We start from the raw sequence: 13854 nt of genomic DNA, 5'->3' as shown, positions 1-13854 counted from the left end.
ACTTCAAGATCATTAATCGGCGGACCGCCCGGATTCAACCGATCGGGCGGAATAGCCCGGTGCGCCCTGACACGGCCCCGGTGTCGCCGCCTAGCGTGGGGCCGGCTGATGATCGCCGACCGGAAGGCTCCCACGAACATGCCGCAGCCCTTCGAACTGCCACAGTTCTACGTGCCCTACCCGGCGCGGCTGAACCCCCACCTGGAAGGCGCCCGGGAGCATTCCAAAGCCTGGGCCCGCGACCTGACGATGATCGAGGGATCCGGTATCTGGGAGGAGTCGGACTTCGATTCCCATGACTACGCGCTGCTGTGCGCCTATACCCATCCCGACGCCTCGGGTCCCGAACTCGACCTGGTCACCGACTGGTACGTCTGGGTGTTCTTCTTCGACGACCATTTCCTCGACATCTTCAAACGTACTCAGGACATGTCCGGCGCCAAGCAGTATCTCGACCGGCTGACCGCCTTCATGCCCGTCGACCTGACCCAGCCGGTGCCCGAGCCCACCAACCAGGTGGAGGCCGGCCTCGCCGACCTGTGGGCGCGGACGGTGCCGGCCATGTCGGACGGCTGGCGGCGCCGTTTCCAGGAGAGCACCCACTATCTGCTGGAGGAGTCCCTCTGGGAGCTGGACAACATCAGCGCCGGCCGGATCTCCAACCCCGTCGAGTACATCGAGATGCGCCGCAAGGTGGGCGGCGCCCCCTGGTCCGCCAACCTCATCGAGCACGCGGCCGGCGCCGAGGTGCCGGACGTCATCGCGGCCAGCCGCCCGATGCGGGTACTGCGCGACACCTTCGCCGACGGTGTGCACCTGCGCAACGACCTGTTCTCCTACCAGCGGGAGACCGAGGAGGAGGGCGAGCTGGCCAACGCGGTGCTGGTGCTGGAGCACTTCCTGGGCCTGGACGCCCAGCAGGCCGCCGAGCGGGTCAACGACCTGCTGACCAGCCGGCTCCAGCAGTTCGAGCACACCGCGTTCACCGAGGTCGAGCCGCTCTTCCAGCAGTACGGCCTCGGTCCCCAGGAGCGGGCGGACGTCTTCGCGTACGTCAAGGGCCTCCAGGACTGGCAGTCCGGCGGCCATGAGTGGCACATGCGCTCCAGCCGGTACATGAACGGGGCGAGCGACAGGTCCCGTTCGGCCGGAGTGCTGGCCGGCCCCACCGGGCTCGGTACGTCCGCGGCGCAGATCCTCGGCTCGCTGGCGGCGACGATGCCGCAGCGGGCGCGCTCCTTCACCCATGTCCCGCACCAGCGGGTCGGCTGGGTGGAGAGAGCGGAGATCCACATGCCGTTCCCGACCAGGCTGAGTCCGCATCTGGACACCTCCCGGCAGCACAACAGGGAGTGGTCCCAGCGGATGGGCCTGCTCGGCCCCGAGCCGGGCTTCCCGGTGCCCGGCGGGCTGTGGAACGAGGAGAAGCTCGGTGACTACGACTTCACGCTGTGCGCCGCCGGCATCCATCCGGACGCCACCGTGGACGAGCTCAACCTGACCGCCGACTGGCTGACCTGGGGCACCTACGGCGACGACTACTACCCGATCGTCTTCGGCCGCGCCGGGGACATGTCCGCGGCCCGGATCACCACCGAGCGGTTCAAGCTGTTCATGCCGCTGGACGCGAGCCCGGGATCGGTGCCGCCGCCGCTGACGGCGCTGGAGCGGTCACTGGCCGACCTGTGGCGCCGCACCGCGGGCCCGATGACGCCCGACGCGCGCCGCAAGTTCCGCGCCACCATCGAGGACATGTGCGAGAGCTGGCTGTGGGAGCTGGCCAACCAGAAGCAGAACCGGGTGCCGGACCCGGTGGACTACATCGAGATGCGCCGCAAGACCTTCGGCTCGGATCTGACCATGAGCCTGTCCCGGATCGGCCACGGCGACGCGCTGTCCGAGGAGATCTACCGCTCCCGCCCGGTGCGGAACATGGAGAGCGCGGCGGCCGACTTCGCCTGTCTGATCAACGACGTGTACTCCTACCAGAAGGAGATCGAGTTCGAGGGCGAGATCCACAACGCGGTGCTGGTGGTGCAGAACTTCCTGGACTGCGAACCGCAGGAGGCCATGGATGTGGTCGGGGATCTGATGGCCGCCAGGATGCGCGAGTTCCAGCACATCACCGAAACACAACTGCCCGCGCTCTTCGATGAGTTCGATCTGGACCCGGCCGCGCGCACCGCGCTGGCGGACTACGCCCAGGAACTGCGCGACTGGCTGTCCGGCATCCTCACCTGGCACGACGGCTGCAACCGCTACAAGGAGGAGACGCTGCGACGGCACTTCCCCCATGTCGCGGCGGCGCAGTCCGCCGCCCCCGGTGGGTCCGGCGGGCTGTTGCCGTGGCGCACCCCGAGCGGCATCGGCACCTCGGCGGCGCGGCTGCCCTCGCTGCTGGCGGCCGGAAGGTGAGGGCAGCCCGCTGAGCCGGGCTCAGTAGTCGGTCTCACTCAGTAGCGGTAGGGGTCGTACGGATCCGGGTACTCGGCGGGGTCGGCGGCGTACTGCGACTGGGGCTGGGACTGAGGCAGCGGCGGGGAAGGGGGCTGCGGCTCGAAGGGCGAGTGGTGCTGCTGCTGCGGGATGTACGGCTGCGCCTGCGGGTCGTAGCCGTATCCCGTGGCCGCGTACGGGTCGGCCGGCTGCTGGCCCTGGTACGGGGGCTCCGGATGCTGCGGGTGCGGCTGCGGCGTCCAGTCCCCGGTCCCGGTGGCCTGGGCGCCGTACGCGTCGTAGCCGTCATAGCTGCTGTAGCCGTCGTAAGGGGTGTAGCCGTCGTAGGAGGCCGCGGCGGGCTGCTGCTCCTGGTAGCCGCCGCCCTGGTCGTAGCCGTAACCGGGGCCGCTCTGACCGGCCTGGTCGTCCTGGCTGTGCTGGCTGTGCTGGCCGTCGTGGGCGGCGCCCCAGCCGGAGTGCTGGTCGTAGCCGCCCTGGTAGCCCCCGTCGTAGCCGGCGCCGGCCGCGGCAGGCTGGGGCTGGCCGCTCCAACTCCCGTAGCCCTGGGTGCCGTAGCCCTGGTAGGCATCACCCGCGTACGGGTCCGGCGGGTAGTCGGGGCGGCCGCCGTAGAGCGGGTATTCGCCGCTGTCGTCGTGCATCGGGACGGGCTGGAAGACGGACGGGTCGTCGGCGTCGTCCGCGTCCCCGCCGAACGCGCGCTGGGCGGCGAGCACATCGGCGCCCTCGTCCGGGGCCGCGGCGGCCGGGTGGCCCTCCGGTCCGTCCGGCTCGTCCGCCTCGACCGGGGTGACCTCCAGGACGGGTTCGGCATCGCGCGAACCGCCCCTGCGGCGGCGGCTGGAGCCGGGCCGGCCGCCCAGCGCCCAGCCGGTGGAGAAACCCCGCTTGTAGGACAGAGTGACGAAGGACTGGCCGGCGCCGAAGGCGAGCGCCCCCAGGATGATGACGATCACGTCCCGCAGCGCGACCCCGCCGACCACGCCGAGGAATCCCACGAAGGCGAGCAGCCGCCAGCGCAGCCGGGCCTTGTACTGCAGCAGGACCTCGCCGAGCAGCCACAGCGCGACGATGCCGAACGCGATGTAGAGCACCGAGTAGCCCATGTGCCCACTTCCTCACCTAGGGGGTGTCACGCCGCCCGCTGGTGCAGCCCGAGGTTCTCGTAGATCTCCAGCGAGGCGGTGGAGTGGTTAAGAGTAATGAAGTGGAGCCCGGGAATGTCCTCGGCCAGGAGTCGCCGGCACATCTCGGTGGTGAACTCGATGCCGATCGCCCGGACCGCGGCCGGGTCGTCCGCCACGGCGAGCAGGCGTTCCGCCAGGTCGGGCGGGAAGGGGGCGTTGCCGAGCTGGGCGAAGCGTTCGATCTGCTTGACGTTGGTCACCGGCATCACCTCCGGGATGATCGGGATGGTGCCGCCCGCCGCGTCCACCCGGTCGCGCAGCCGCAGATAGGCGTCGGCGTCGAAGAACATCTGGGTGATGGCGAAGTCGGCGCCGGCCCGGCATTTGTCGATGAAGTGCCGGGTGTCGGTGGCCGGGTCGGTGGACCGCGGGTGCATCTCGGTGAAGGCGGCCACCCCCACGCAGAAGTCGCCCGACTCCTTGATCAGCCGGACCAGATCGGCCGCGTAGCTGAGGCCCTCCGGGTGCGGGATCCAGTCGGCCAGCGGGTCGCCGGGCGGGTCGCCCCGCACGGCGAGGATGTTGCGGATTCCGGCGTCCGCGTACTGGCCGATGATGTTGCGCAGCTCGGCCACGGAGTGGTTCACCGCGGTGAGGTGGGCGCAGGGGGTCAGTGTGGTGTCCGAGACGATCCGGTCGGTCGCGCGGACGGTGCCGTCCCGGGAGGAGCCGCCGGCGCCGTACGTCACCGAGACGAAGGTCGGGCCGACCGCCTCGATCCTGCGGATCGCGTTCCACAGCGTCCGCTCCCCCTTGGGGGTCCGCGGCGCGGCGAACTCGAAGGAGTACGAGCGCTCGCCGCGGGCGAGCAGCTCACGGATGGTGATCGCTCGATCGGTGCGGGTGGAAGAAGTCCCCAGGGCCATGCCCCCAGGCTATCGGGGTCCACCCCCGGCCCGCGCCCTCGCGAACCGACCCGATGGGCCAGCCGCTGTCGTCGCCGCACCTCCGGCCGGTGGCCGGTCGCCCGCGCAGTTCCCCGCGCCCCAACCGGGGCACAAAACCCGAACCATCCAGCACCGGCCGCCCCACAGGGCCGCGAGGAACTGCGCGACCAGCCACAACGAAGCCGCAGACCACCACCGGCCCAAAGGGGCAGCCCCCGCCCCCGCCGGACCACCCGCCGGTGGCCGATCGCCCGCGCAGTTCCCCGCGCCCCAACCGGGGCACAAAACCCGAACCATCCAGCACCGGCCGCCCCACAGGGCCGCGAGGAACTGCGCGACCAGCCACAACGAAGCCGCAGACCACCACCGGCCCAAAGGGGCAGCCCCCGCCGTCGCCGGACCACCCGCCGGTGGCCGGTCGCCCGCGCAGTTCCCCGCGCCCCAACCGGGGCACAAAACCCGAACCATCCAGCACCGGCCGCCCCACAGGGCCGCGAGGAACTGCGCGACCAGGCACGACGAAGCCGCAGACCGCAGCCGGCTCGAAGGGGCAGCCCCCGTCGTAGTGGGTCAGGCCGCCCGGAGGGCCGCGCTCAGGGCGGCTGCTGCTGCCGCCGGGTCCGGGGCGTCGGTGATGGCGCGGACCACGACGATGCGGCGGGCGCCGGCGGCCAGCACCTCGTGGATGTTGTCGAGGTCGATACCGCCGATGGCGAACCAGGGGCGGGCGGGGGCCAGCGCGGCGGCGTAGCGGACCAGGTCGAGGCCGGGGGCCGGGCGGCCCGGCTTCGTGGGGGTGGGCCAGACGGGGCCGGTGCAGAAATAGTCCGCGCCGGGCTGGACGGCGGCGGCCCGGACCTCCGCCTCGCTGTGGCAGGAGCGGCCGATCAGCACCTCGTCGCCGAGCAGAGCGCGCGCCGCCGGCACCGGGAGGTCGCCCTGGCCGAGGTGGAGCACGTCCGCGCCGGCCGCGTGCGCCACGTCCGCCCGGTCGTTGACCGCGAGCAGCCGGCCGTGCCGGCGGCACGCCTCCGCGAGCACGGCCAGCGCCTCCAGCTCCGCGCGGGCCTCGATGCCCTTGTCGCGGAGCTGGATGACGTCCACCCCACCGCCGAGCGCCGTGTCGGCGAAGGCCGCGAGGTCGCCGCGCCCGGTGCGGGCGTCGGTGCACAGATACAGCCGGGCGTCCGCCAGCTGCCGGCGTGCGGCGGTGGTCATCTCATCCCCCAGGGGCCCGCCCCGGCGGGGCGGGCCCCTGGGCGCGGATCGCGGCTACACGGCGAGCGCCTGCGCGCGACGCTTCACCTCGGTCCCGCGATTCTCCCGCAGCGCCTGGGCGGGGGTGCCGGGCAGGGTCGGGTCGGGGGTGAAGAGCCACTCCAGCGCCTCTTCGTCCGAGAACCCGTCGTCCTTCAGGACGGTCAGCGTGCCGGACAGGCCCTTGATGATCTTCCCCTCACCGAGGAAGTCAGCGGGCACCATCAGCACCCTGTTCTCACCGCGGCGGACCGCGAGGAGTTGTCCTTCCTTGATCATCGGCCGGATCCGGGTCACTTCGAGACCGAGACGCTCGGCGACCTCCGGCAGGGTGAGCCACGAGGGGACGAGAGCGTCAATGTGTGCGTCAACAGACGAGAAAACTGTCACGGGACAAGCCTGCCACCTGCCACCGACAAGCGCTGCGGCACGACGCCGACCGGGGTACGGACGGAGGTACGGACCCGCCTCCGCCGACCGGGCTACGCGGCCGGCCGGCGGACCACCGAGGTGAGCGGCAGCGAGGGGTCTGCCGCCAGCAGCGGGTCCAGCGCCGCCGACCGGGTGATCAGCTTGCGGGCCTGGGTCATGTCCCGGGGCCTGCCCACCGCCAGCAGCGCCACCAGCTGCTCGCCGCGCAGCCACAGCACCGACCAGGCGGGACCGGCCGGATCGCCGCGCGTGACCATCGTGTCGCCGTCGGTGTGGTGGCCCGCGTACTGCACGAACCGCCCGAACTGCTCGGACCAGAAGTACGGCACCGGGTCGTAGCGCTCGTCGCCGCCGTTGACGTTGGCGGCGGCGGTGCGCGGGCCCTGCATCGCGTTGTCCCAGTGGTGGACCAGCAGCCGCCGGCCGTAGCGGGCGGAGGGGAAGGAGGCGCAGTCGCCGACCGCGTAGACGCCGTCCGCGGTCGTACGCAGCCGGTCGTCGGCGAGGACCGCGCCGTCCTCGCCGAGCGCGACGTCGGAGCCGGCCAGCCAGCGGCTGGCGGGCCGGGCGCCGATGCCGACCACGACGGCCTCGGCGGGCAGCCGGCCGCCGTCGGCCAGCAGGACGCTGCCCGGTTCCAGCGCGGCGACGGCCGTACCGGTGCGCAGCTCCACGCCGGCCTCCTCGTACCACCCGCGCATGTGGTCGGTGACGGACGCGGGCAGCACACCGGCCAGCGGTCGCGGCGCCGCCTCCACCACGGTCACCTCGCAGCCGGCCTGCCGCGCCGCGGTCGCGAACTCGGCGCCGATCCAGCCGGCGCCCACCACCACGAGCCGCTGCCGCGCCTCCAGCACCGGGCGCAGCGCGAGGGCGTCGTCCAGGGTCCGCAGCGGGTACACCCCGGCCAGCCCCTGGGTCCCGGGCAGTTCGACCGCGTAGGCGCCGGTGGCCAGCACCAGGCGGTCGTACGGCACGGGTCCCTGGTCGGTGACGAGCTCCCGGGCGCCGGCCCGCAGCTCCCCGGCGCGCACACCGAGCCGCAACTCCACGTCCAGGGCGCCGAAGTCGATGTCGAACCGTACGTCCACGGGGCCCGCCCCGCTGTCCCCGAGCAGCACCGCCTTCGACAACGGCGGCCGGTCGTACGGCGGATACGGTTCGTCCCCGAGCAGCGTGATCCCGCCCCGCCACCCCTGCCCGCGCAGCTCCACCGCGGTCTGCACTCCGGCCGTCCCGGCCCCGACGATCACCACGTTCTCGCTCACGCGCTCACCGTATGCCTCCGGGCCCGCCGATTCCGCGGAGTCCGCGGCTTCCCGTGGGGGGTGGGGTGCGCTGCCCCGCCCGTGCTCCCCGGGAGGTCCGATCACGTGCCCCCGCCGATGGTGGCGCGGCGCCGCGAGAAGGTTGTTCGCCGGCAACGGGGTGGCACGGGCGGGCGGGTGGGAAAAACCGGCCCCCGCGCCGCCGGGCGCGGGTACACCCGGCGCACCCGCGGGGATAGGGTGCCGGGAGAAGCGCGGGAGCCCGGACGTACCGGGCTGAGAGGGCGGCTGGTCGGCCGCCGACCGTAAGAACCTGATCCGGGTCATGCCGGCGAAGGGAGACGCACGATGCCCACCCACGCGAACACCCCCGCGAAGGCCCGCGCGAACACGCCCGCCAACGGAGCCCGAGGCCACGACGTGCTGGTGGTCGGCGGCGGCCTCATCGGGCTGGTCACGGCCTGGCGGGCCGCCCAGCGCGGGCTGGCGACCGCCGTCGCCGACCCGCGGCCCGGCGGCGGAGCCGCCCACGTGGCGGCCGGGATGCTGGCCGCCGTCACGGAACTGCAGTACGGCGAGCAGACCCTGCTCGACCTGAATCTCGCCTCGGCCGCCCGCTACCCCGACTTCGTCGCCGAACTCACCGAGCTGACCGGCCTCGGCACCGGTTACCGCCCCTGCGGCACCCTCGCCGTCGCGCTGGACGCCGACGACCGCGCCGATCTCCGCGATCTGCACGCCTTCCACGCCTCGCTGGGCCTGGAGTCGCAGTGGCTCAACGGCCGGGACTGCCGCCGCCTCGAACCGCTGCTCGCGCCGGGCGTGCGCGGTGGTCTGCGGGTGGACGGCGACCACCAGGTCGACCCGCGCCGGCTGGCCGCCGCGCTGCTGCGGGCCGCCGAACTGGCGGGCGTGAGCTTCCTGCGGTCCGCGGTGGCCCGTATCTCGCGGGCCGGCGACCGGGTGACGGGCGCCCTGCTGGCGGACGGCACCGAGGTCGCCGCCGACCGCACGGTGCTGGCCGCCGGCAGCGAGAGCGGGCGGATCGCGGGGCTGCCGGAGGAGGCGCTGCCGCCGGTCCGGCCGGTCAAGGGCCAGATCCTGCGGCTGCGGGTGCCGGCCGCGCACGCGCCGTTCCTGTCCCGCACGGTACGGGCGGTGGTAAGGGGCAGCCATGTCTATCTCGTGCCCCGCGAGAACGGCGAACTCGTCCTCGGCGCGACCAGCGAGGAGTCCGGCTGGGACACCACGGTCACCGCCGGCGGCGTCTACGAACTCCTGCGGGACGCCCACGAGCTGGTGCCCGGCATCACCGAACTCCCGCTCACCGAGACCCAGGCCGGCCTGCGCCCCGGCTCCCCCGACAACGCCCCGCTGCTCGGCGCCACCGCGCTGGACGGCCTGCTGCTGGCCACCGGGCACCACCGCAACGGCGTGCTGCTCACCCCGGTCACCGGCGACGTCATGGCCGAGGTGCTGGCCTCCGGCGAAGTCCCGGACTACGCGCGGCCCTTCACCGCCGCCCGGTTCACCCGTCAGGAGCAGCCGGCATGACGATCACGGTGCTGCTCAACGGCGAGCGGCGTGAGCTGACCGCGCCCTCCTCGCTGGCCGCCCTGGTGGCCACCTTGACCGCCGCGCACTCCGGGGTGGCGGCCGCGCTGAACGAGACGGTGGTGCCGCGCACGGACTGGGCGGCCACCGCGCTGGCCGACGGCGACCGGATCGAGATCCTGACCGCCGTGCAGGGGGGCTGAGCCATGACCGTTCCCGACCCGCTGCGGATCGGCGACGCCGTGTTCGGCTCCCGGCTGATCATGGGCACCGGCGGCGCGCCCAGCCTGGAGGTGCTGGAGCAGGCGCTGCTGGCGTCCGGCACCGAACTGACCACGGTCGCGATGCGGCGCCTCGACCCGGCCACCAAGGGGTCGGTGCTGTCGGTGCTGACCCGGCTCGGCATCCGGGCGCTGCCGAACACCGCGGGCTGCTTCACCGCGGGGGAGGCCGTACTGACCGCGCGGCTGGCCCGCGAGGCGCTCGGCACGGACTGGGTGAAGCTGGAGGTGATCGCCGACGAGCGCACCTTGCTGCCCGACCCGGTGGAACTCCTCGACGCGGCCGAGACGCTGGTGGACGACGGCTTCACGGTGCTCCCCTACACCAGCGACGATCCGGTGCTGGCGCGCAAGCTGGAGGACATCGGCTGCGCCGCGATCATGCCGCTCGGCTCCCCCATCGGCTCCGGGCTCGGCATCCGCAATCCGCACAACTTCCGGCTCATCATCGAGCGGGCCGGTGTCCCCGTCATCCTCGACGCGGGCGCCGGGACGGCCTCGGACGCCGCCCAGGCGATGGAACTCGGCTGCGCCGCCGTCATGCTGGCCTCGGCGGTCACCCGCGCCCAGCGCCCGGAGCTGATGGCCCACGCCATGCGCCACGCGGTGCGGGCGGGCCGCCTGGCCCACCGGGCGGGCCGCATCCCGCTCCGCCACCACGCGCTGGCCTCCACCCCGGCCGACGGCGCCGCCTTCCTCGACCCCGAACGTCCCGCCTTCTGAGAGATCGACCGGATCGACCCGGTAAGGAAGGCTTTGCCGAAGTTGGCCGGGGTTGGCCGGGTTACGAAATGATTCCGGATCGCCACGGACTGGACCCAGTGCCCTTACGGGCCTCAGGGATTCGGCGGGCGGGCTCGTAGAATCGGGCTTCGTGGACACCACCGTGCATGACCCCCTCGTCGGCCGGCTGCTCGACGGGCGCTACCGGGTCGAGGCCCGGATCGCGGTCGGCGGGATGGCCACGGTCTACCGGGCCGTGGACACCCGCCTGGACAGGGTGCTCGCGCTGAAGGTGATGCACCCCGGGCTCGCGGCGGACACCGGCTTCGTGGAGCGGTTCATCCGGGAGGCGAAGGCGGTCGCACGGCTGGACCACGCGAATGTGGTCGGGGTCTACGACCAGGGCACGGACGGCACCTACGTCTATCTGGCCATGGAGTACGTGGCCGGCTGCACCCTGCGCGACGTGCTGCGCGAGCGCGGCGCGCTCCAGCCCCGCGCGGCCCTGGACATCCTGGAACCGGTGCTGGCCGCGCTCGGCGCCGCGCACCGGGCGCAGCTGATCCACCGGGACATGAAGCCCGAGAACGTGCTGATAGGCGATGACGGACGGGTGAAGGTCGCCGACTTCGGCCTGGTCCGCGCGGTGGACACCCAGACCAGCTCGACCGGGGCCGGCTCGCTGCTGGGCACCGTCTCGTATCTGGCGCCGGAGCAGATCGAGTACGGCGTCGTCGACCAGCGCACCGATGTGTACGCGTGCGGGGTGGTGCTCTACGAGACGCTGACCGGGCGCAAGCCGCGCAGCGGCGGCACGCCGGCCCAGGTGATCTTCCAGCAGCTGAGCGAGGCGATGCCGGCGCCGTCCGCCGTCGTGCCCGGGCTGGCGCCGGCCCTGGACCGGCTGGTGGCCCGGGCGACCGCCCGCGATCCGCTGGACCGGCCCGTCGACGCGGTGGAACTGCTCGCCGAGGTGCGGGCGGCCCGCGCCGCGCTGACCGCGGAGCAGCTGGACGACCGGCCGGCCGGCGTCGTGCCCGCCGCGGTGGCCGCGACCGGTTCCGAGGAGCCGACCAGCGTCGTACCGCTGCCGCCCGTCACCGACCGGGCGGCGGACCACGCGGGCGACCGGCTGAACCGTACGAGCCGGCTGGTCATGCCCCCGCTGCCGCCGCTGGAGCCGGCGGACCCGCCCGGAGCCGGCCGCGGGCCGGGCAGGCGGCGGGGCGGCCGCCGGGGGCCGATCGCGGTGGTGCTGGTGCTGCTCGCGCTGCTCGGGGCGGGCGCGGGCGTGTGGTACATCGTCGACGGCCAGTTCACCACCGTCCCCGCGGTGCTCTCGCTGCCCCAGGGCCAGGCCCGCCAGAAGCTGTCGTCGGCGGGGCTGGACAGCAGGGTGGAGCAGGACTTCTCGCTGACCGTGCCGCGCGGCAGTGTGATCGGCACCGACCCGGCTCCGGGCGGGCGCGTCCGGGACCACGCCACGGTGACGCTGACCGTCTCCAAGGGCCCGCAGCAGGTGCGGGTGCCGGCGCTCAAGGGCCGGACGCTGGCCGCCGCCCGGCAGGAACTCACCCGTGCCGGGCTGGCCCCCGGCACCGTGACCAGGGCGTTCAGCGATGCGGTGCCGCAGGGCCAGGTGATCTCCACCGATCCGGCCGGCGGCGGCGACCGCGCCCCCGGCACCCCGGTGGCGATCACCGTCTCGCGCGGCGCGGCCATCGAGGTGCCGGACGTGATCGGGGACTCGGTGTCCGACGCCCAGCAGGAGCTGGAGCAGGCCGGCGTGAAGGTGGCGCTCGCCCAGGACGAGGTGTTCTCCGACGAGGCGGACGCGGGCTCGGTGGCGCGGGTGTCCCCGTCGGGCGAGGTCGGCGCGGGCGACACGGTGACGATCACGGTCTCCAAGGGCCAGCAGACCTTCGAGGTGCCCGAGGTGACCGGCAAGAGCCAGGATGACGCCGAGCGGATCCTCAAGGCGGCCGGATTCGACACGCGGGTGATCAACCTCTTCTTCGGCGACACCGTCTTCAGCCAGTCCCCGGACGGCGGCGGCCAGGCACCGAAGGGCGCCACCATCACGCTCTGGGTGCGCTGAGCGCCGGGCCCCGCCCGGTGCCGGGCCGGGCGTGGCCGGCGACCGGGCGCGGACCGCTACAGCTCCGGGCCGTCCCCGGGCTGCTCCTGGTAGGAGTACCGCTGCTCGCGCCATGCCTCGCCGACGTTGTGGTAGCCGCGCTCCTCCCAGAAGCCGCGGCGGTCGGCCGTCATGTACTCGACGCCGCGGACCCATTTGGGGCCCTTCCAGGCGTAGAGCCGGGGGACGATCAGCCGGACCGGGAAGCCGTGTTCGGCGGTGAGCGGCTCGCCGCCCTTGTGGGTGGCGAAGACGGACTTGTCGTCGAGGAAGTCCTCGATCCGCAGATTGGCGGAGAAGCCGTACTCCGCCCACACCATCACATGCGTGACGTCGTCGGCGGGCGGGGCGAGTTTGGCCAGTGTCGAGGCGGCCACGCCGCCCCATTCCACGCCGAGCATGGAGAACTTGGTGACGCAGTGGAAGTCGGCGATCACCGTGGCGTAGGGCAGCCCGGAGAATCCCTCGTGGTTCCAGCAGGTCTTGTCCCCGTCGGCGGTCGCACCGAAGACCCGGAACTCCCAGCGTTCGGGCCTGAAGCGCGGCACCGGCCCGTAGTGGGTCACCGGCCAGCCCCGCTGGAGGCGCTGCCCCGGAGGGAGTCCTCCCTCACGGCGCGGCGGTGAACCCATGCGCCCCATGGTGACAGACGAACCGGGTGCTTCTGACCGGGCCCGTCCCATTCGGCACGACTTGCGGACGGCGCCGGTCCGTGCGGTGCGCCCGCGCTTACTGGATCGCGCCGACCCGTGATGCGAGGATGCGGGGGCGAACCCACGGATCCGTGAGGTCCGAGAGATCCGAACGAAGGACGGCGTGGCATGCGGGGCGACCCCGAGGTCCTGGAGTTCCTCAACGAACAGCTGACCGCCGAGCTGACCGCGATCAACCAGTACTTCCTGCACGCGAAGATGCAGGAGAACTTCGGCTGGCTGAAGCTGGCCCGCTACACCCGGTCGGAGTCCTTCGACGAGATGCGGCACGCCGAACTCATCACCGACCGGATCCTGCTGCTGGAGGGCCTGCCGAACTACCAGCGGCTGTTCCATGTCCGGGTGGGCCAGACGGTCACCGAGATGTTCCAGGCCGACAAGCAGGTGGAGGTCGAGGCGATCGACCGGCTGCGGCGCGGGGTGGAGCTGATGCGCGCCAAGAGCGACATCACCTCCGCCAACATCTTCGAGGCGATCCTGGCGGACGAGGAGCACCACATCGACTACCTGGACACCCAGCTCGACCTGATCGAGAAGCTGGGCGAGCCGCTGTACATCGCGCAGCAGATCGAGCAGCCGAGCGACGCCGGCCAGGACTGATCCCGGAGACCGGCCGGCGGGCCGGGACTCAGGCGGCCCGCACCCCGGACCCTTCGGAGACCTCGGACACCGGGGACACCCGGGACAGCTCGGACAGCTGGACCTGCGGCCCGGCGGCGACCCGGACCGCGCCCCGGCCCAGCAGCGCCTGGATGCGCTTGACGCAGGACCCGCAGTCGGTGCCGGCCTTGCAGGCGGAGGCGATCTGCCGGGGGGTGCAGCGGCCGTCGTCGGCGTGCTGCCGGACCTGCTGCTCGGTGATGCCGAAGCAGGAGCAGATGTACACGCGGTTCACCGCCGTTCAGGGCCGGAGCAACTGAGGTCAGCCTTACCTTACCTGCGACCGGGGTGGAGC

13 protein-coding genes and 1 riboswitch are annotated in these 13854 nt (G+C 73.0%); of the genes, 6 read left to right on the top strand and 7 right to left on the bottom strand.

The window, feature by feature from the left end; translation table 11 throughout:
* The first annotated feature begins 138 nt into the window (after positions 1-138).
* A complete protein-coding gene (locus tag ACFO3J_RS02475; protein ID WP_386426020.1) occupies positions 139-2415 on the top strand; it encodes a terpene synthase family protein in 2277 nt (758 codons plus the stop codon).
* 38 nt (positions 2416-2453) lie between these two features.
* On the opposite strand, the gene ACFO3J_RS02470 is transcribed toward ACFO3J_RS02475, so the two are convergent.
* From ACFO3J_RS02470 to ACFO3J_RS02450, 5 genes are all read right to left on the bottom strand, one after another.
* The gene (locus ACFO3J_RS02470) at positions 2454-3566 is read right to left on the bottom strand and encodes a hypothetical protein (protein ID WP_386425613.1); all 1113 of its coding nucleotides are present in this window, start codon (positions 3564-3566) and stop codon (positions 2454-2456) included.
* 26 nt (positions 3567-3592) lie between these two features.
* Positions 3593-4513, bottom strand: coding sequence for a methylenetetrahydrofolate reductase [NAD(P)H] (metF, locus tag ACFO3J_RS02465; protein ID WP_386425610.1), 921 nt, complete (start codon positions 4511-4513; stop codon positions 3593-3595).
* 591 nt (positions 4514-5104) lie between these two features.
* Complete coding sequence (gene thiE, locus ACFO3J_RS02460; protein ID WP_386425607.1) at positions 5105-5752, bottom strand: thiamine phosphate synthase; 648 nt, start codon at positions 5750-5752, stop codon at positions 5105-5107.
* Positions 5753-5806: 54 nt separating this feature from the next.
* Entirely contained in the window at positions 5807-6181 is a 375-nt protein-coding gene (locus ACFO3J_RS02455) for an Rv2175c family DNA-binding protein (protein ID WP_386425604.1), read from the bottom strand.
* 92 nt (positions 6182-6273) lie between these two features.
* Positions 6274-7491: an NAD(P)/FAD-dependent oxidoreductase gene (locus ACFO3J_RS02450; RefSeq protein ID WP_386425602.1), complete on the bottom strand. Its 1218-nt coding sequence runs from the start codon at positions 7489-7491 to the stop codon at positions 6274-6276.
* 253 nt (positions 7492-7744) lie between these two features.
* Positions 7745-7832: riboswitch (TPP riboswitch) on the top strand.
* A gap of 7 nt (positions 7833-7839) precedes the next feature.
* Between ACFO3J_RS02450 and thiO the strand changes: the two genes are divergently transcribed.
* The 4 genes from thiO to pknB all read left to right on the top strand — a co-directional run bounded on the left by thiO (position 7840) and on the right by pknB (position 12147).
* Positions 7840-9045 (top strand): glycine oxidase ThiO, encoded by a 1206-nt coding sequence (gene thiO, locus ACFO3J_RS02445; RefSeq protein WP_386425600.1) that lies wholly within the window; start codon positions 7840-7842, stop codon positions 9043-9045.
* Complete coding sequence (thiS, locus tag ACFO3J_RS02440; protein ID WP_386425597.1) at positions 9042-9248, top strand: sulfur carrier protein ThiS; 207 nt, start codon at positions 9042-9044, stop codon at positions 9246-9248. The genes thiO and thiS overlap by 4 nt, the downstream gene beginning before the upstream one ends.
* Before the next feature lie 3 nt (positions 9249-9251).
* A complete protein-coding gene (locus ACFO3J_RS02435) occupies positions 9252-10049 on the top strand; it encodes a thiazole synthase (RefSeq protein ID WP_386425595.1) in 798 nt (265 codons plus the stop codon).
* Between the two features lie 151 nt (positions 10050-10200).
* A complete protein-coding gene (gene pknB / locus ACFO3J_RS02430) occupies positions 10201-12147 on the top strand; it encodes a Stk1 family PASTA domain-containing Ser/Thr kinase (protein WP_386425592.1) in 1947 nt (648 codons plus the stop codon).
* A 56-nt stretch (positions 12148-12203) separates the two neighbouring features.
* Here the strand turns inward: pknB and ACFO3J_RS02425 are convergent, their stop codons facing one another.
* Complete coding sequence (locus ACFO3J_RS02425; RefSeq protein ID WP_386425589.1) at positions 12204-12818, bottom strand: sulfite oxidase-like oxidoreductase; 615 nt, start codon at positions 12816-12818, stop codon at positions 12204-12206.
* A gap of 189 nt (positions 12819-13007) precedes the next feature.
* Between ACFO3J_RS02425 and bfr the strand changes: the two genes are divergently transcribed.
* Entirely contained in the window at positions 13008-13499 is a 492-nt protein-coding gene (gene bfr / locus ACFO3J_RS02420; RefSeq protein ID WP_386425587.1) for a bacterioferritin, read from the top strand.
* Positions 13500-13527: 28 nt separating this feature from the next.
* On the opposite strand, the gene ACFO3J_RS02415 is transcribed toward bfr, so the two are convergent.
* On the bottom strand, positions 13528-13794 hold the full coding sequence (locus ACFO3J_RS02415) for a (2Fe-2S)-binding protein (protein WP_386425585.1): 267 nt from the start codon (positions 13792-13794) through the stop codon (positions 13528-13530).
* Between the last annotated feature and the right edge of the window lie 60 nt (positions 13795-13854).

Source organism: Streptomyces polygonati, assembly GCF_042650325.1.
GTDB lineage: Bacteria > Actinomycetota > Actinomycetes > Streptomycetales > Streptomycetaceae > Actinacidiphila > Actinacidiphila polygonati.
The sequence above is the reverse complement of the archived record's forward strand: the minus strand, read 5'-3'. Positions and strand labels throughout refer to the sequence as shown.